An 18,249-nucleotide genomic window follows, 5' to 3' on the forward strand; every position below is an offset into this window, starting at 1 on the left:
TCTGAGGCTCCTTTCCTTCGTGGTTGGAGCGGTGCTTGGCTCGTTTTGCCGACCTCTTGGTGTGGTCAGCGGCTTGGCCTTGCTTTCCGCCATTGGGCGAAGGCCTCCCTGTCTCTGACGTTTGGAAGACCCCCGCGTCTTCCGAAGGGCAGAGCAGGAGAGGGCAAAGCCCGACCTGCGGCCGGACGGTGACCTGACACTGGGGGCCGGAGCGCTGAAATTGGGAGGGACCCGCGCTGTGCGCGGGAGGAACCGAAATTCTGCGTGAAGGCTGACGCGCAAGCGGCACCAGAGCCCCTGTTCAGGGCGCCGGTCGGATGGCAGGCGGATATTTGGAAATGGAAAACTGCCAGATGGGTTAGAGCGGAGCGGAGACCCGGCTGACAATCGAGCCCAGTGAGCGCGGCCTCAGCCGCGGTCTCATCCATTCTTTGCATGAAGGATCGTATCCCGCATGGGCGAAGACGCGGCTTAAGCGGCTTCGGGCGCAGCAAAGAGCCTGGTCAGCGCGACAGCGTTGGCGTGCCATGCCTAAATTTTTACAGTCTGTTTCGAGAACCAGTTCCCCGCAGTAATCTTTGTGTGAATTCACTCAGCACAGCATGGTTTTCATTTCGAACATCATGCTTATCTTTCATGAGATGAACCCAGTCTATGAACTCGACCAAATTCACCGATATATTGACCATCTCGCCGGTGATCCTAAACAGCTATCAGAGACCGTGGAGAGTCACTTCTTTCCTGTTCTACAAAGGATATTCTTCCGAGAAGGCTTTGAGGTTTCACCTGATCGCAGGGTAAACGGCCGGAATGTTGCATTCTTGCTCAAGGATCTCGACCTAAAACGACCAGAAGTTGCAGTCGACTTTTCCTTCACGCGTGAAAGTAAAACGTCCGTCCTTCCAGGCTTCGCGGCGCGCTGGCATGAAGGCCCCGACAGAGCCACACATCTCCTCGTCCTGCGCAATCGCCCGATGTCAGAGTCGGGTAAAAAGCTTTTACCGCGTATCGAAGGAAATGTTCGTTTCTTAGACTTTGACGGGCTAAAGGCGCACGCTTCAACGGTCTTTCAAGAAAGCGAAGCGCGTGAACGTTCTCGCGCGGTCGCCATTGTTGTTGAGATGGTCGAACATTTGATACGAGAGGTGGCCGCAGCGAACATCTCTTTGACTGAAATCCCCTGGTTCGACCTCGAGCGGCTTTTTCATCGCGTCCTTGTAGGGCAGGGCTTTCACGCGCATTTGACGCCATCCACTAAAGATGGCGGCAGGGACGTGTTGTGCTGCGATATCCAAGTGGATGATGTGCACTGGTATGCCGTAGAGATTAAGCACTGGTCAGGTCAAAAACCTGGGAAACGTGAAGTTGGGGCGTTCTTTGACACGACCCTTCGGGAAGGCCGGGCAGGGGGCTTATTCCTATCAACAAGCGGTGTAGCGAAATCCGCCGTCACATTACGGACCGAGATCAATGAAGAGACACTGAGGTTTGCCGATGGAGATCGCCTGACCCGCATTTGCGAACACTATGTCGAGAACACCAGCGGCCTCTGGGAACGCCATAACAGTCTCAAGGCTTTTTTGTTTGATGGAACATTCTAGAGCAGGTTGCACGTATGAGTTGGGAGGATGGCTTCACAGAGGGCCTTTTCCATTCTGAACAATTCTCACATGCAGCGCTCTCATTCGTAGTTTCGGCCACCTAGCGTAAATAATCGCAGCGTTTTCCAAAAGTTAGTTTGAGAACTCCCTAAAACCTTGAGATACTGCGTCCTTTAAGGTGTACGCGGATTGACGAGTCTTTCCCAGCGGCCAAATCAGAGGCGCAGACTATGTGGGAATGGACGAAACCTATCAAAGCGAAAATCCAAGCCGCTTGGCACACAACTTTAGGTTTTCTGCGTATGACCGTGTTGGGTTTGCACGGTAGTTCGACACCTGGAAGCGATCAAAGACGTATGTATATGCGCTTATCGATGTACTTGGGGGTTGGCTACGTCCTTTGGGCAGTCTTTTTCGGCCGTAACGCATCGACTGACTATTCTATCGGCTTTTCGATAGCAGCTGTTACTTTGATCACAGCCAGCTTGCTTGTGTTTTTTCAAACTGTCCTTCTGATGCCATTCAGAGACGACGGCAGTGAGTTTAAGTTGGACGTCTGGCGGTTGCTTTTGGACACGATGATTTCGTCGTTGTTCATGATTGTCGCCTTTTCCGTTCTGTACCGAAACATTGGCTTAGTGCACGACAGTGCCAATATCAAGCCGAGCGCATTGGATGCGATCTACTTTTCATCTGTGACGTTCTCGACTTTGGGATATGGCGATTTTGCACCTCAACCGTCCATTCGCATTATAGCTGCAGCACAAGCACTGCTTGGCAACTTACATCTTGGAATGATAGTAGGGGCAACGTTTGCGGCCATACGCCGCTAGATGGTCAACCGACGACGAGCGCAACAGTACCCACAAACATCAAAAACCCTGCGAGTGGCAGAGTGATGGATTGGAACTGCTTGTATCTTTGATTGCTCATTTTTGCTCTCCTGAACATCATATAGCATGTTCGAAAGCTGTTTTCAACTACAAGACACTCGACGCACGCATTACTAAGTCTTTGTTAGTATTTTATAAAAGCCGACTCTCGATCTAGATGCCTACCAACCCTACAAAAACTTTGCCAAGAAAACATGCACAAAGTACGGGAATGTTGCCGATACTATTGATGTTCGCCAGCCGTGATGGACGGCCATGACAAGGAGATACGAACATGACGACACACAAGAATTCCGAGATCAAACGCCAAGAAAAGTACCTCAAGAGACTTCCTGACGACTATCAGTTTCCTCTGTTTAACACGATGCAAGCGCTCTGCGCACACGCGATACCGGCTGATCAACCTGAACAGTTCTTTGAGATACTGAGAAGGTTCATTTGCAAGTAGTTGATTGTTGCCCGCGTCCTTTACCCATGCCGCACCTCGCAGGTGCATGTGATTTCAATTCAACTGATTTCAGTGACCACGCAGTCGGTCGAATTGGTGCATCAAGAAAACGAGTTTCACCGTTCAAAGTACCGAACCCATGGCGTGGTCATGGTGCTTCACCTATTGGGCTATGCGATCAGGAACATATCCGATACCCAGCTATGAACGCGTCCATTCCCACATTAGGCGGCATCGTCCTTTGCGAGATTTAGCCGGGGCATCCTATTGGGTATGCCCCGGCTGTATTTGCGTTAGCTGCTTTCCAACGCGGCCAGCAGCTGGCCCAGATTGTGTTCGAACATGGCGAGGTAGCTGGTGGCGGGGCCGCCGCGCTCGGACAGCGCATCGGAGAACAGCTGGCCGCCGATTTCCAAGCCTGTTTCATCCGCGATTTGCTGGACAAGCGCCGGGCTGGTGATGTTTTCCACGAAGAGTGCTGCAACACCATCTTCCCGGATTTGGGTGATCAAAGAGGCCAACTCTTGCGCAGACGGCTCGGCTTCTGTGTCGATCCCGATGGGTGCCACGAAGTTCATTCCATAAGCGTCCGCCAAGTACCCGAACGCATCATGAGCTGTGACAACTGTCCGGCGATCCTCTGGGAGAGCGGCCAAGCGTTGCAGTGTGTCAGCATGCAGCGCGTAGAGTGTTGAAATGTAGGAAGCCGCATTCGCCTGAAATTCTGTCGCGTGACCCGGCATCGCTTCTGACATGGCGTCAGCAATGTTCTGGACGTAGACGACGCCATTGGTCAGAGCGTTCCATGCGTGCGGGTCGATCTCGCCGTCAACGAGCACGGGTGTGACACCTTCAGTTGCGACATAGACGGTTCCGTCAGTGCCAGACTCGGCGATCAAAGTGTCCGACCAAGTCTCGAAACCCATGCCATTGACGAAGATGACATCGGCTTCCGCCACCGCGCGCGCATCCGCAACGGACGGCTGGTAAACATGTGCGTCCGCATCGGGTCCAACGATGGTTGTGACTTCGGCGTGGTCGCCCACCACATGTTCAACCATGTCGCCAAGGATCGAGAAGCTGGCGACAACTTTCATGTCGTCGGCAAATGCTGGGAAAGCCGCAAAAGCGGCAAAAAGCCCGGTGACTAAAGTGGTTTTGAGTTTCATTGAGGTCTCTCTTTGTTTGATGTCTGCGCAAGGGTTGTTGATGTTTGGCCAGAAGACTGTTGGGACGGTTTGCGCCACCGCCCCCCAAAACCAAGAGGTCCCAAAAGGACCGAAATCAAAAAAAACCCACCGGCTGTAAGCACGATTGCGGGGCCAGAGGGCGTTTCCGGAAAGAGATACGAAAGGGTCAGTCCTACCCAGCAGCTCGCTAGCGCGAAGAAGAACGTCAGGCCGAGCTGACCCGTGATCGTGCTCGACCAATACCGTGCCGACGTTGCAGGTAGGATCATTAGGCCAACCGCCATCAGTGTGCCGAGTGTTTTGAATGCGGCAAGCAAGTTCAATACGAGCAGCAGCATGAATGCCTGCTCGATCAGCCAGGGCCGTTTGGTCTGGGCCTCAAAAAAGGTCGGGTCACAGGTGCTGACGATCAGGGGGCGTAGGAGAACGGCAAAAGACACGAGTGTGACCGTTGCCACACCCCCGACCAGTATCATGGATGCGTCATCAATGCCGAGGATGGATCCAAATAGAAAACTCTTCAGCGGAACGGCTGATCCCGCGGCGGACAAGATGAAGATACCTGCGGCCAGGGCGATCAGGTAGATGGACGCCAGGCTCGCATCACTTCTGAGGATTGTCTTTCGGGCGAGCAGCGCCGTCAGAGCAGCAGCTACCACCCCGGCCACAAGGCCACCGACAAGGAGCGACGTAACGGACAGTCCCGCAACCACAAACCCGATCACAACACCCGGTGTGATCGCATGTGCCATGGCTTCTCCAGCCAGTGAAAGCCTACGCAAAACCAGAAACGTGCCAATGGGCGCTACAGAGGCCGACAGCACGGTCGTTGCAACAAACGCGCGTTGCATGAAGACGAAGCCCCACATCTCAGAGAAAAGCTCAAACATGCACTGCCTCCTCTTGAGAGGCGCGGAACATCCAAGATGCTTGGCTTTTGGAGAGGTAGTTCTGCGCAACAAGACGCTCTGGCGTCAGGATCGCATCGACTGAGCCATGGCAGGCTTCTCCATTGCCAAGAAGCAATGCGTTGTCGCAACGATCTAGGACCGATGAAAGATCATGGACGACCAACACAACAGCGCGGCCCTCATCCCGCCAACGGTCTATGAGCGACAACAGATGCGCTTCAGTGGTCTGGTCCACGGCGGCAAATGGTTCATCGAGCAGGATGAGAGGAGCATCCTGCATGATCACGCGCGCGAATAATGCACGCTGCAATTGCCCTCCGGACAACGTGTGCAAAGACCGATCCGCGATATCAAGCACGTCTGCTGCGTCCATGGCTGATGCAACTTTGGCACTCGTCTCGCGATCCATACGACCGCCAAGGCCAAAGCCTTTCCAGGCCCCCATTGCCACCAGATCGCGCACACGCAATGGAAAGCGCCGATCAAACTCCGTCATCTGGGCGAGATATCCGATCTCTTTGGGCGCTCCATCAGGCCAAGTGAGTTTGCCGGACAGCGGGGCTATCAGCCCAAGAAGCATCTTTACGAAAGTGCTTTTCCCAGAGCCGTTTGCACCCAAAATGGCGAGCGTTGATCCTCGCTCCACATCCAGTGACAAACCCCGAAACAGGGTCAGCTCAGGATATCCAAGTGCCAGGCTACGAATTTGCAGGACTGCTGACATCTACACCACCGCCCAGATGCACAACCAAAGCAATGCGGACACTGCCAGAGCACAGCCGACCAATGACGCAGTGCTCAAATTGGTAAGGCAGAAGCCTTGCCGGTAGGCCGTTAACCCACGCTGTTCTGGTTCGTTTGCCTCACGCATCGCGGCCTCCGCTGCAGCGGGGGCAATGAGATACGTCGATGTAGGTACGCAGTCGCGTCGAACATGTTTGCCTCTCTCCAGGACACCCCGCCTGGGTCAGTTACACTATGCGGACATCTTGCGATGCCGCGTGATGGCAGGTCTCCTGACTTGCGGATCTATGCTCTCCCGAACCTTCCCAGGCGCGTGCCCAGTGGTTTTTGTCGGGGTCGCTCACCGCTTACAGTTGCGGGGGCAGTCACGGATTTGGCGCCTTTTGGCTACACCTCACCGTGTTCCCATTTCATCTCGCCGACTCAAAGGTCATTGAGAACCATCTAGTGCAGCTAACGCTTTCCGAGTGAAATGGTCAATGATCTGCGTTAGGCGAAAGGTTGCAAGTGTTGCACTCGCAGCGAAGGTCCAGTCTGACGGGCCGCACCGCAGCAGCGGTCCACAGGGGTGAATGACCGTAATGGGCCGCCAGTGAAAGCGGCCCAAATTCGCTAGATTTCAATGGCCTCGGTGATTGCCAGAGCGTCCTCAAGTTCGACGCCAAGGTATCGGACGGTGCTGTCAATCTTGGTGTGCCCAAGCAAAAGCTGGACCGCGCGTAAGTTGCCGGTCTTCTTGTAGATTTGGGTCACCTTAGTTCGTCGCATCCAGTGTGTCCCGTATGCGCTTGCCTCAAGGCAAATCGACGTGACCCAATCCCGGACAATCCTTGCATACCGGCGTGTCGAGATGTGGAGACGTTCGTGGAACCGACCGTGCCAAAAATACTTAGATCCCACCATTAGTTCGTCCTCCATCCATGTTGCGACTGAAGAGGGGGCCTCCGAAACTTCAAAGCTTATTGGTTTCTGAGTTTTGCTTTGCAAAACGGAGCCTCTTTCCTTGAACTGGCCAGAGGCCATGACGTCGACGTCTTTCATCTTCACCAAGCCACAGCCGCGAAGCTTGCTGTCTATCGCCATATTGAACAGAGCGAGGTCGCGATGGTTCTCCGCAAGTTCAAGCCGAACCCTTATCGCCCACACGTGTTTGGCCTTGAGTGGTCGTTTCTGACCGACAATCCGGCCTTTGTTCCAGGAGGGTCTAGTGCACGGATGGCAGGTAAGTTTGGCGTTCGCATGGCTGATCCTCCGATCCACCATGCCCTCCCAAAGCGACAACCCGACGTTGACCTTGCCAGCATACCACAGGATGCTGCGCCGCATCTGAAGTCAGCTTGGAGCCGATTCTGTGGAAAAACAACGTCTTGCTGACGCAGAAAGTGGTGGTAAGGACGATGCGTTAGCGCCTTTTCTATTAGGCTTTTCGCATTTGCTGCGGTGCAGGAAAGATCTTCGCCAGTTTGCGGAGGTTCTGGGCGGTGGCTGCGAGGAGGAATTCGTCGTTTGCGCCGCATGGGCCGCGTAGTCGCAGCCTTCCCAAGCCAAGAATGCGTTTGAGGTGGGCAAAGAGCATCTCGACCTTTTTTCGGAGCTTGGCCGAGACTTTGTATTGATCTGTCTTGCGGATGGCGCGAGCCACCTCACGGGCGTCTTCATGTTCCTCACGGGTGATCTTGCGGCAGTCTGCTTTGGGGCAGCATTTGGGTTTTGACGGGCACGCCTGGCAGGTGTGTTTGAGAGCCTGGTACTTGGCGACTCCTTTACCTGTCGGTCCGCGATTAGGATCAGAGTAATTCCGTCGGAACTGCTTCAGCGCCTCGCCTTCGGGGCAGATGTACTGGTTGTTCTTGGCGTCCCATTCGAAGTCTGCCCGCGACCAGGTCCCATCACTGCGACCAGCTTTGTCGATCACCGGGATATGCGGCGCGATCTTACGATCCACCAGCCAACCGAGCATGGGCCCTGAACCATAAGCCGTATCGGCGATCAGGCGTTCGGGACGCAAGTCGAACTTGGCCTTCACCCGATCCAGCATGGTTTTGGTCGATCCGACCTCAGCCTGCCGGATCGACCGCGTCGCCTCAACATCGACGATCACACCATGATCGGTGTCGATCAGATAGTTGTCAGAATAGCTAAAGAATGCAGGACCCTTACGCGCTGCCGTCCACTGGCTGGCCGGGTCAGAGAAGGACGTGAACTTTGGCTGCACAGGTGTTGCAGCACCGAAGGCGGCCTCATCAAGTGTGTCGAGATACTCCTTCACGGCGCGCGGTGCCGCACCTCTGTCGACCCGCGCGGCGTCCCATTCGTCTTTTGGTGCTGAGTACTGCTTGTTCGCATCAGCTTCGATCAGGCTGGCATCAATGGCCATGCGCTGGCCGCTGACCAAGCCCTCTTCAATACAGCGACCGACGGTCGTCTCAAACAAGTGGCGCAGCAGTTCACTCTCGCGGAACCTGCCATGACGGTTCTTGGAAAAAGTCGAATGGTTGGGAACACGGTCGTTCAGATCGAGGCGGCAGAACCAGCGATAGGCGAGGTTCAGATGCACTTCCTCACAGAGACGCCGCTCGGAACGGATGCCAAAGCAATATCCCACCAGCAGCATCCGGATCAGCAGTTCAGGATCGACCGAAGGACGGCCCGTGTGGCTGTAGAAATCCGACAGATGCGCGCGAATGCTGTCCAGATTAACAAACCGATCAATTGATCGAAGTAGGTGATCCTGCGGGACATGATCCTCGAGCGAGAAGTCGTAAAACAGTGCCGCCTGTGCCTCCTGCCTAGCTCCCATCATTGCTGATCCTCCCGCTCGTTGAGAGAATTGAATCAGTAGCTCAGGCGTCGATCAACAAAGAGTTTTTCAACGGAATAAGCCCAGCGTTCCGGTTTTCTGCGCCGTGGCGAAAGTCAGCTTTCCCGGAGCGAGCTTAAAGTCCTGGGCGCAATGATCAGGCTCGAACGACGATCCCAACCCCCGCAACTACCAAGAGCAATCCAACCGCTTTCATCAGGGAGAACAAACGGACCTCAAGGCCCATTGCTCCAAAGTGATCATAGATAGCTGCGCCCACCAGATTACCGGTGACGACGATCACGAGAAAGAGCGTGATCCCGAGCGCAGGAATGCTCTGCATGGAAATGACCACGTGGATCGCGCCGAACACCCCTCCGAGCCAGACCCAGATTGGCAAATGAGTGAGTGTTGTCACAGTGAGGTTTCGAAAACTTCCGGACAGAAAAGCGAGCGCGCCGGTTAGCGCCGCTGCCGTTGAAAAAGCCAGAAAAACGGCAAGCAGAAAGTCTCGATTTAGGCCCGCCGAGAGACGTGCATAGATCGGTCCCTGCGCAGCCACCAGCATGCCCCCCAAGAAGGCCATAACGGCAAAAATGAGGTTAGTGGGGGTCATTGGTCAAAGATACCGATACATATAGGTAGTCGCGTGTCGCGCTTGCCCATCAGGGTCGTAGGCAAAATCGGGGATCACGCCTGCCTTCTCGAAGCCCACGCTGCGATAGAGAGCTCCGGCAACGTCTCCTGTGCGCGTGTCGAGTGTCACGAGTGTCTTGTTCGACCGCTCGGCCGCCTCAAGCGCTGCCGTCATCAACGCCTTGCCCAGGCCAAGGCGGCGGCTCTCAGGATGGACAACCATTTTCGAGGTTTCTGCACGATGAGGCTGGTTGGGTGGCATACCCACAACCAGCTGGACGGTGCCAACAAGTCGGCCATCAACCAAAGCCCCGAATAGAAGACGACTTCCAAACTCTAAGCCGGAACGGACATCGTCATTCCAAAAACGTTGCGCTTCTGCGTCCGTCAAAGTCGCCATGAAGCTGATAGCGGCACCATCAAGCACACTGTCCCTAATCACCCTGGTCAGATCAGCGAGATGCGTTTCGATATCGGACGGTGAAAGTACGACGATTGAAATAGTTGGATTGGTCATGAGAGAGCAATCACATACTGGCAAGGGCTGGAGATTGTTCTGAAAACGGTCTCTCCAAAAAGGATGTAGCGAAGGCAGTCCCCCGCCTTCAGTTCGTCGGCCATGCCTTCGACGGTGATTTCCATCCTGCCCGACAAAACATAGACATGATGTTCCTGACCTGGGATCGCGGGCGCAGCGTAAGTGATCAATTGGTCCTTGCCGAGCTGGCCTTCGATTAGCTCAATTGTCAGTTGGCCGTTCGAAGGTGAGACGCTTCTTCTGCAAAAGTCGTGCTCCGGGTCATTCCAAACCGCTTGATCTTTGCGCAAAACGACCGGCTGAAACACGTCATCCAGAGGTGCCAACAATTGCGAGATGGGCAGCGCGTAAACAGTTGCCAGCCGCCCGAGTGTTTCGGCGGTCGGACTGACGTCCGCGTTTTCGATACGCGACAGCGTTGCGCGGCTGGTTCCACTGCAATCCGCGAGAACGGCGAGCGTCAAGCCGTGGCGCTCACGGAGAATCCGCAGGTGCTGTGCTAGTTTCGAAGCGTCGAAAAGGGTTATAATTCCTGTATTTGGGATTATTCTCGAAAATAAGATTAGTGTCAATCTGTGTTAGCAGCCATTGGCGCAGCCGGAGCGAAGGCCTGCAAAGTCCCGCGTATCGTTTGATGCGCCCAACCGCAGCAAACGTGTGGTTTTGGTTGCCAGCAGAAAGATGCCTGCAAAAAAACGGGCTTGCGACTTTACGACGGTCCTTTCGAATGGCTCTCAAGAAGGTGCCAACTGGGTCCTGAGCCACCGGGTCATTGGATCGGTCTCGTTTCGTCGATGCCACAGGACAGACACCGGGAAGCTGGGCAACTCCAACGGCGGCCACGCTGTGACGAGACCAAATTGCGCCGCAAACTGATGTGCAACCCGCGACGGCAAAGTCAACAGTGCGCCTGACTCCGCCGTTGCCGCAAGCGCTGGCAGAAAAGCTGGTAAGCTAAGGAGCACCCGTCTTTCACGGCCGATTTTGGTAAGATGGTTATCGACGACGCCTTTGTTGCCGCCCCCTGGTGCGGTTAGCAGATGATCGGCAGCGCAATAGGCATCGAGGCCGATGTTTGGTGCCTTGGTCAAAATATCCGGTCGCCCCGCGACCAAGTAACTCTCGGTGAAGAGCACTTGGCCTGAACAGATTTCGGGAATGTCCCGGAAGAAGCCAAGAGCCAAATCCGCGCGGTCGTCTTTGAGTGCCTGAACAGCGTCCTGTCGCCCGGTTGGAAGTATGGACAGGGTCAACCCTGGCGCCAAAAGGCGAAGCCTTGCAAAGAAAAAGGGGATCAAGACGGCTTGTTCAGCGTGAAGTGCTGCCACGCGGACAACCCCCGTCGCAGTTGCCGGATCGAATGACCGAGTAGCCCCAAGCGCGCCGCGCAATGCGTTGACGGCATCCGCGACAGGCGCTTCAAGGGCAAGTGCCGTTGCCGTGGGCTCCATGCCATGCGGGCGACGCAGGAATAGCTCATCACCAAACACATCCCGAAGACGGCGAAGGGCTTGGCTAATGGCGGATTGAGTCAGCCCTAGCTCTAGCGCGACTGTGGCCGCCTTGCGGTAACGAATGAGGCCTAGAAACACCAACAGCAAGGTAAGGTCCAGACGCCTGAGTTCTGAATCACTTAAGTCAGACATTATTCATATTCGTTATCACTTCATTCGATTTGAAGGTAGCAAAAAGCGACCGTTCTGCAACGCAGCAAAGTCCCAATCTGACCTGCACCAATTTTCAATTCCTAGGAGAAACGCATGCAATTACTGGACAGACGAACATTTATGGCGCTTTCGGCGGCCACCGCTGCAACCACTATTGCTCAACCCGCGCGCGCAGCAATCGGCGGAGCGGATATCTTTACCGCCGATCTTTGGGGTGCAGCCGTGGACAGTGCGATCATCGTGGGCGAAGAAAGCGCCGTCTTGATTGATGCTCAGCTGACCGTGCCAAATGCTACGCGGCTGGCAGAAGTAATCGCAGCTACTGGCAAAACGCTTGAGACGATCTGCATCACCCATGTCCACCCGGACCATCATCTGGGTCTCGCCGCGATTATGGACCGTTTCCCGGATGCCAAACCCGTGGCGCACCCGCTGGTACAATCTCAACTGTCAGCGGCGGCGCGCTGGATGCTCAGCACAATGAGTCAGGGCGCAGAACCTGGCACCTTTGCGGATCGCGTTGTCATCCCCGAGCCTATGACTGGCAACACGATCATGCTCGAAGGCGAACGGATCGAAGTGCTCGACCCGCTGCACGGCGACACAGATTTGTTGTCGGCGGTTCATATTCCTTCGCTCGACACGGTGATTGCGTCTGACTTCCTGTACTCTGGCACCCATCAATGGATGGCGGAGAACACCACGCCGGAGCGGATTGCCCGGTGGCGCGCAAGCCTTAATCAGCTTGAAGCGATCGGCGCTGGAACGGTTGTGCCGGGGCATGAAGGGCCAGGTGCTGTGCGCGATCCATCGATCTTTGGCACCACGCGCGCCTATATCGACCAGTGGGAGACCGCTCTCACCGAGACATCTAGCGCCGAGGATCTGAAGGCCGCGATGATGGTGGGCAATGAGGACAAGGCTTTGGAATGGGTGCTCGACAGCTCTGTCGCGGCTGTTTACCCAAGCTAGGAAATCAACAACATGTCAGGGCGCAAGAGGACGCTCTGACAAAAATCGGCTAGGACAAGACGATATGAGCGACACGGTCACAATTGTTGTGCGGCAAAGGGTCAAGCCGGGTCGCGAAGCGGAGTATGAAGCTTGGCTCAAGCGGATGACGGAAGGTGCATCCGCGAAGTTCCCTGGCTATATCGGCGTTGGTTTTCATCGGCCCGCCCAACCTGGAGACACCTATCGCCAGATGTTCCGCTTCGACAGCGTCGAACAGTTGGAGGAGTTTGAACGCTCTGACTATCGCGCAGAGATGCTGGCCGAAGGGGCAAGACTTTTTGAGGCCGACCCAACCTTCGAACGCATGACCGGCCTTGAGTTTTGGTTTGACCCGCCGAAGGGAACGAAGGTGCCGCAGCCGAGCCCTCACCGTATGGCGGTGGTCATGATAGCCGTCGTCTTTACAATGATCCTTATCCTCAGCACCATCGTCTCGGCGCTCACCCCAAACTGGCCGCAGCCCGTTCGGTTGTTGCTAACCGTCACCACTCAGGTTTGCCTAATGACCTACTTGGTTATGCCGAAACTGACACCGTTGATCGCAGGCTTTGTCTATCCCCGATCGCGCACAGTGTAGGGATACCCGAAGGCGGGTCAGTCGCATTTCGTTCGGCAGACGCCCCAAGTACTTAAAGAGGTCTTTCGCCTTGAAGGAAAGACTGACGGCTCCGTCCGCGTTCCGGTCATGCGAGCCTGTGCGCAAACGGTCGTTATCGCCGGTGACAAAAAGGCTTAGTTTGGCGCATCCTGTGCTCCGGACAAGGTCACGCACGAGCCCAAACCCACCGAATGCTGCAAACACATCCAACGTCAGCTTTGACGCCTTTTTGTGTTGCATTCTATCAAGTGCTTAGGAGACGGCATAGCTGAACCCCAATCCATTCAGTGTGGCTGCAGTGGCCCAGAAAGGCGCAAACACAAAGCCAACATGCTTTCCGTTGGTTGAGATCTTGGGATTGTGACCGAATATCGGAAGCCCTGCCTGATTAGCATTCACCAGCATCATGAGGGCCGCAATCACACCAAAGACAAGGTGCAGAACATCGCGATCTGCAATGCCTGAGGTCAGGCCGTAGAGGGCCCCTAGGGCGGCAGCGGCAAAACAGATTGCCCCCTGACGTTGTTCAAACATCAGCAGAAAGACATAATCCTGACCGGCGCGCTTCTTGTCCGCCGGTGCAGCCTCGATCGCCGCATCCATCATCATCATTTGTTCGTCAAGTTGCAGCGATGATGATCGGTTGGGCAGCATCGGCGCAAAGAAGGGCAAGACCCAATTGACAACCCAGCGCGCCTGGGTTGGGTAGAGCAACTCGATACCATGTACGAGAACCGGTACAATCAACAGGATGAGGCCAAGGCTAGAGATCGTCAGTTCGGGCATTTTGGTTCTCGCTTGATTTTAATTACCGGGTGGTATTAAATTTATGTTGAGGTCGAGTCAACAATTAAATACCGGTCGGTAATTAAATGAACGAAACGGATCGGAAAGCACCAAGAGGACGTCCGAAGACCTTTGATCGTGACGCCGTTATAGCGATAGCAATGCAAGCCTACTGGGAAGAAGGGCAGTCAGAGGTGTCGCTGAACGAGGTGTGCCGTCGTGCCAATGTGTCCAAGCCAACACTTTACAAAGAGTTTGGCAGCGAGGACGGGCTGAAACAAGCTGTACTTTCCGAATACCACAAGATGACGCTGGACCCGCTGTACGAGATGCTTCAGCAAGATCAGCCCTTTGATCAAGCTCTGGATGCTTTGACTGACTACATTCTCCGTGACCACCAAGAGCATGGGATGCCAAATGGCTGCCTTTTCGTGGATATGTGCCAATGCCGCGACCAGCTTGGGGAACTGGCAGGTGGGCAGGTCGATGCGTTCAAGGAGCTTTCCTTAAGCACCTATGAGGCATGGATCGACGAAGCGAGAGCCAAAGGGCAGTTCACAACTGAGATCGCGTCACGCACAGCAGCAACCTATATCGATGCCCAGATCGCAAGCGCGATGAACCTGCAAAGGCAGGGTGCAACGGCGGATGACGTAAGTGCGGTGTTTCGACTTGCCCTTTCGGTACTCGACTAGAAACGGCCTTTCTCAAAACAATCGCCGAGGTCAGTCCGTGCGTCCTGAGTATATGCGCCTGCAAAGAAAGTCCTGTGTGGAAAGCTCCTGCATAGCAAGACGTTTTTTGTCGCTGATTGGCACTTGACAGAAGCAGACTTGTGTCCAGCCTGTTTGCGCGGCGCACGCGGCCGCTGGCCCTGATGGTTTCCGCAAGCTAAGTCCCACAAGGGTTTTTCGGACAACCTGGTGTCCCTGACATTCGACGGGGTGTCTTGGCGGCGGGCTCACTGTGCTCCATCATCTCGCGGGTCTTACTTTCTCTGTAGGTCTACTCCTTTTTGTTCAAGCGTAGTGCGGGCGGTAGGGTTCATTCCTGGTCAACACAGCCCAAATGATCTTTGTCGTCTTATTGGCCATTGCGATAGTGGCCAACCGGGTTGGTTTGCGCTCGAGCAATCCAATTACCCACGGATCGAACCGGTCTGGATTGACCTTCATCTGCCTCAATCGAGCGGTCATGCCTGTGACGAGTAGGCGCCTTAGGTTGCGATCGCCCATTTTTGGATACAGTCCAGCGCGCCTTGCCACCGCCAGATTGATTGAGTGGCGTCGCCCCGAGCTACGCCACCAGTTCGCGACCATTTCTGATTTGCCGTGCATCTCCAATAGTCGCTGCGATCGCTGACGCTGTGACTGCGCCGACACCCGGTATTGTTCGAAGTAGTGTCACGCGCGAGATCCTGCTTTGCCTGAAGTCACATGCGCGTCCCGTACCAGCGGACGTGCAGACGGAGTGAAACGAGCTGACTACTGAGGTTGGCCAATACGTCGGCCGCAGTCTCGGGAATTGCAGGGCATTCGCCGTCCAACACGCCCTTAGCAAACCTCACTGCGCTTCCAATACCTTGAGAAATCACGATGCCAAACTCGGCCAACAGACCGCGCAACATGTTGCCAAGTTGAGTGCGCTGGCGATCAATCAGATCATGCGCATGGTGTAAGAAGAGGACTGCCTGCTGCTGTTCCGATTTGATCGCAACGAAACGCCTCGTGGGGCGGGTCACTGCCTCGCAGGTTGCCTCGGCATCGGCAGCATCGGATTTGCCGCGCTTTACGTATGGCTTCACATAGTTGGCGGGTATCAATTGAACATCGTGGCCCAGGGCAAATATTCAGCCTGACCAATGATGTCTGGAGCCGCACGCCTCCATGCAAACGAGGCATGGTGGAAGACCCTCGAAGAAAGCCAAGAGTTGCGCGCGCCGGATCGTATGATTGAAAACGACCGCTCCGCTCTCTGCGATCCCATGAACCTGAAACACGTTCTTAGCCAAATCGATGCCACCTGTTGTAACCTGTAATGGGTAGCTCCTTTCCTAGCAGTGACAGACAACTGCATTATGGCGCATTGCGTTACGAGGGGAGCAGGAGCTATCCACCCCATCGGGATTGACGGGCTGCAATGCAGCGATGACATATCTTGGCGAACGGCGGCAGTGGGCCGTCCGTTACTTTCAGAGATGCGAAGTTGGTGCTTGGATTTGTATCCCGCCAAAACGACTGCCGTCACGTTCGAGCAATGCGCCTTCTGATCCGAGAAAGGCTTTCTGGTGTTAGGCCTAGGTAGCTGGCGACGAGGTACTGTGGCACGCGCCGCGCGATTTCCGGTCGCGTTTCGATGAAGCGGCGATATCTATCTTCCGGTTGGAGCGTGAGCAAGCGGCTGGCACGGCGCTGCGAGCCGATCAGCGCTTCTTGCAGCATTAGGCGCCCAAACCGCTCAATCGCGTGGTCTTCCTCATATCCAGTTTCAAGCACAGTGCGCGGGAGAACAACGATTGAACTTGCCTCAAGTGCTTCAAAGTTCTGCGTAGCGGGGACCTGCGCAAGAAAACTCTCGGCGTCGGTTACGACGATGCCATCGTCGAAGAACTGCCCCGTCCGCTCCTGACCCTCGTCGTTTGGGTCGTTGAAGTAGTAGCGCAACAGACCTGTGTGGACGAAGAACACCTCATCCGCGATTGTGCCTGCTCGCAGAATGTGATCGCCTTTTGAAAGCACCCGGTGGCGTGCGCCTTGATGAAGCCGGTTCAAGGCGGCCTCACCCGGGACCAAGGGGTGGACAGCGGTTTTCAGGCGATGTGAGAAGGCCGCAAGTGCGGCCTCTCGTGTCATCACGTCATTGTCTGCTTTTGCCACCAGTTCACCGTCTCCGCCACTGCCTTGTCCCAGCCGCTCACCTGTATGCCAACCGCTTGGTCAAACTTCGTGTGGTCGGTGACGAACGTCTCGTCAAACATGTATCGCATTTCGACCAGTTCGCCAGCAGCCAGCTGGTACAGCCCAACAAGTCGCAACAGCCATGACGGTGTTTGCCGAAGCTTGACCGGTACCGCGTCTGGCGCCTGCGCTATCTCACAGATCTCGCGAGCGCTCACCGGTGGTAGAGCAGGGAGGTGCTAGGCCTCTCCCCATGTCGCAGACGTTTCAGCGAGCGCGACGTAAGCCGCAGCCAAATCGGGGAGGTAGGCAAAGCTGTGTGGTGCGTCCGGGTCGCCGACCCAGTCCACAGTTTTGCCGGACAAGACAGCGGGCCAGAAGCGGTCGCCCAACGCCGACATGCGCACGTCAGGGCTGAAGAAATCCGCTGCCCGTCCGAGCACGCATCTCACCCGACCTGCGGTATGTGCCGCCAAGATCTCCTCGGAAAGTCGCGCCCTGACCGACCCTTTGCGGGTCGTCGCAGCAAGCGGCATGTCCTCACTCAAAATGCCAGCGCAGCCGTAGCCATAAAGGTTTTCCACGACGACGAGCAGCGCCCCCGTGGCCTCCGCCGCAGCGATTGCCGCATCTTGAAGCGCGGGAAACTCCGTGTCCCATTGATGATAAGGAGGCGCAGCGCAATGATAGATAACATCGGCATCGGCGCAGGCGGCAATGGTCTCTTCCTTTTGGGACAGGTCTGCCCGTCGAGAAGCGACCGCAGGGCCGACGCTGCGGCCATCACGGGTGACCATCGTGACGGTTCCTTCTTTTGAAACCAGCTGGTCGGCGATGGCGCGGCCCATCGGGCCTGCACCGAGAATGACAGAGTATGTCCGCTTGGTCATCATCGCCACCTTCACGCCTTGCGCCAGATCGTGATGGCGAGCGCCAAGGTCCAAAACTGCCAGAGGATGCCCGAGAGGGTCAGCATGAGAGGCGACTCAATTCCGACGACCGACAGGAGCGTCGACAGCAACAGAGCAGCGGCACCAAACCCGGCGTAACCGATCCATGTCCAGCCCCTGCGAAGCGCGGCGACCGAGATCACAATCGTCCAAACGCCTGCAAAGAAGCCGACGCCCAACAATTCGCCAACACCACCCGCGTAGGCGTTGAACGCGCCATAGACGACTTCGATGGCAGCTTGTGTTTCCGGCGTGGCAGATGGGTCCGTGTAGGCCGCGGCTAGACCGGGCATCAGGAACAACCAGCGCACAATTCCGAAGGCCTTTGCAAAACCCGCCAGAACGCCGAGTGCGACGACCATGCGCCCCATAGCGCCGTAAAGGCCGAGCGCGTCGCGAAGCAAGATTGCCAGCGGGATCAGGGCTAAAGCGTGGATCAGGTAGCTGAGATAGCCCGCAAAGACAGCGACGGATTGGTCGAGGATGAGAGGCAGGATGACCGCCGGAGGCTCATCCAGCGACGCTTAAGCCAGTTGATGGAAGGGGCGAGGATGAAGAAAGCTGCCCACATCGTTG

The 18,249-nt window shown here is 55.7% G+C and carries 18 protein-coding genes, 1 pseudogene and 1 riboswitch; of the genes and pseudogenes, 5 read left to right on the forward strand and 14 right to left on the reverse strand.

Going from position 1 to position 18,249, the window contains the following annotated elements:
* The first annotated feature begins 602 nt into the window (after window positions 1-602).
* Window positions 603-1,601, forward strand: coding sequence for a restriction endonuclease (locus QTO30_RS21585; RefSeq protein WP_340426249.1), 999 nt, complete (start codon window positions 603-605; stop codon window positions 1,599-1,601).
* A gap of 230 nt (window positions 1,602-1,831) precedes the next feature.
* Window positions 1,832-2,434 carry a potassium channel family protein gene (locus QTO30_RS21590; RefSeq protein ID WP_340426250.1) on the forward strand — a complete coding sequence of 201 codons (603 nt, stop codon included), beginning with the start codon at window positions 1,832-1,834 and terminating at the stop codon, window positions 2,432-2,434.
* Between the two features lie 801 nt (window positions 2,435-3,235).
* On the opposite strand, the gene QTO30_RS21595 is transcribed toward QTO30_RS21590, so the two are convergent.
* The 9 genes from QTO30_RS21595 to QTO30_RS21635 all read right to left on the reverse strand — a co-directional run bounded on the left by QTO30_RS21595 (window position 3,236) and on the right by QTO30_RS21635 (window position 11,407).
* Window positions 3,236-4,111, reverse strand: a complete 876-nt coding sequence (locus QTO30_RS21595) for a metal ABC transporter solute-binding protein, Zn/Mn family (RefSeq protein ID WP_340426251.1) — start codon at window positions 4,109-4,111, stop codon at window positions 3,236-3,238.
* Entirely contained in the window at window positions 4,108-5,022 is a 915-nt protein-coding gene (locus tag QTO30_RS21600; RefSeq protein ID WP_340426253.1) for a metal ABC transporter permease, read from the reverse strand. Before QTO30_RS21600 ends, QTO30_RS21595 begins: the two co-directional genes overlap by 4 nt.
* Entirely contained in the window at window positions 5,015-5,767 is a 753-nt protein-coding gene (locus QTO30_RS21605; RefSeq protein ID WP_340426254.1) for a metal ABC transporter ATP-binding protein, read from the reverse strand. Before QTO30_RS21605 ends, QTO30_RS21600 begins: the two co-directional genes overlap by 8 nt.
* 265 nt (window positions 5,768-6,032) lie before the next feature.
* A riboswitch (cobalamin riboswitch) is annotated at window positions 6,033-6,247 on the reverse strand.
* A gap of 152 nt (window positions 6,248-6,399) precedes the next feature.
* A complete protein-coding gene (locus tag QTO30_RS21610; protein ID WP_340426316.1) occupies window positions 6,400-7,050 on the reverse strand; it encodes a tyrosine-type recombinase/integrase in 651 nt (216 codons plus the stop codon).
* Between the two features lie 154 nt (window positions 7,051-7,204).
* Window positions 7,205-8,590: an IS1182 family transposase gene (locus tag QTO30_RS21615; RefSeq protein ID WP_340426255.1), complete on the reverse strand. Its 1,386-nt coding sequence runs from the start codon at window positions 8,588-8,590 to the stop codon at window positions 7,205-7,207.
* Window positions 8,591-8,744: 154 nt separating this feature from the next.
* Window positions 8,745-9,203 carry a DMT family transporter gene (locus tag QTO30_RS21620; protein ID WP_340426257.1) on the reverse strand — a complete coding sequence of 153 codons (459 nt, stop codon included), beginning with the start codon at window positions 9,201-9,203 and terminating at the stop codon, window positions 8,745-8,747.
* A gap of 3 nt (window positions 9,204-9,206) precedes the next feature.
* The gene (locus QTO30_RS21625; protein WP_340426258.1) at window positions 9,207-9,740 is read right to left on the reverse strand and encodes a GNAT family N-acetyltransferase; all 534 of its coding nucleotides are present in this window, start codon (window positions 9,738-9,740) and stop codon (window positions 9,207-9,209) included.
* On the reverse strand, window positions 9,737-10,333 hold the full coding sequence (locus QTO30_RS21630; RefSeq protein ID WP_340426259.1) for a helix-turn-helix domain-containing protein: 597 nt from the start codon (window positions 10,331-10,333) through the stop codon (window positions 9,737-9,739). Before QTO30_RS21630 ends, QTO30_RS21625 begins: the two co-directional genes overlap by 4 nt.
* A gap of 162 nt (window positions 10,334-10,495) precedes the next feature.
* On the reverse strand, window positions 10,496-11,407 hold the full coding sequence (locus tag QTO30_RS21635; protein WP_340426260.1) for a LysR family transcriptional regulator: 912 nt from the start codon (window positions 11,405-11,407) through the stop codon (window positions 10,496-10,498).
* Between the two features lie 114 nt (window positions 11,408-11,521).
* Between QTO30_RS21635 and QTO30_RS21640 the strand changes: the two genes are divergently transcribed.
* Both QTO30_RS21640 and QTO30_RS21645 read left to right on the forward strand, forming a co-directional pair.
* A complete protein-coding gene (locus QTO30_RS21640) occupies window positions 11,522-12,400 on the forward strand; it encodes an MBL fold metallo-hydrolase (RefSeq protein ID WP_340426261.1) in 879 nt (292 codons plus the stop codon).
* Between the two features lie 64 nt (window positions 12,401-12,464).
* A complete protein-coding gene (locus QTO30_RS21645) occupies window positions 12,465-13,019 on the forward strand; it encodes an antibiotic biosynthesis monooxygenase (protein ID WP_340426262.1) in 555 nt (184 codons plus the stop codon).
* Window positions 13,020-13,292: 273 nt separating this feature from the next.
* Here QTO30_RS21645 and QTO30_RS21650 read toward each other — a convergent pair whose 3' ends face one another.
* Window positions 13,293-13,826 carry a hypothetical protein gene (locus QTO30_RS21650; RefSeq protein ID WP_340426263.1) on the reverse strand — a complete coding sequence of 178 codons (534 nt, stop codon included), beginning with the start codon at window positions 13,824-13,826 and terminating at the stop codon, window positions 13,293-13,295.
* A gap of 161 nt (window positions 13,827-13,987) precedes the next feature.
* Here QTO30_RS21650 and QTO30_RS21655 point away from each other — a divergent pair, with 161 nt between their 5' ends.
* Window positions 13,988-14,521, forward strand: coding sequence for a TetR/AcrR family transcriptional regulator (locus QTO30_RS21655; RefSeq protein WP_340426265.1), 534 nt, complete (start codon window positions 13,988-13,990; stop codon window positions 14,519-14,521).
* Window positions 14,522-14,845: 324 nt separating this feature from the next.
* Here QTO30_RS21655 and QTO30_RS21660 read toward each other — a convergent pair.
* From QTO30_RS21660 to QTO30_RS21675, 4 genes and pseudogenes are all read right to left on the reverse strand, one after another.
* Window positions 14,846-15,843, reverse strand: a pseudogene (locus QTO30_RS21660) (IS110 family transposase).
* Between the two features lie 226 nt (window positions 15,844-16,069).
* Window positions 16,070-16,702, reverse strand: coding sequence for a Crp/Fnr family transcriptional regulator (locus QTO30_RS21665; RefSeq protein ID WP_340426266.1), 633 nt, complete (start codon window positions 16,700-16,702; stop codon window positions 16,070-16,072).
* A gap of 260 nt (window positions 16,703-16,962) precedes the next feature.
* Complete coding sequence (locus tag QTO30_RS21670; RefSeq protein ID WP_340426317.1) at window positions 16,963-17,616, reverse strand: NAD-dependent epimerase/dehydratase family protein; 654 nt, start codon at window positions 17,614-17,616, stop codon at window positions 16,963-16,965.
* Between the two features lie 8 nt (window positions 17,617-17,624).
* The gene (locus QTO30_RS21675; RefSeq protein ID WP_340426268.1) at window positions 17,625-18,077 is read right to left on the reverse strand and encodes a hypothetical protein; all 453 of its coding nucleotides are present in this window, start codon (window positions 18,075-18,077) and stop codon (window positions 17,625-17,627) included.
* Window positions 18,078-18,249: the final 172 nt, after the last annotated feature.

This window comes from Yoonia sp. GPGPB17, assembly GCF_037892195.1.
GTDB lineage: Bacteria > Pseudomonadota > Alphaproteobacteria > Rhodobacterales > Rhodobacteraceae > Yoonia.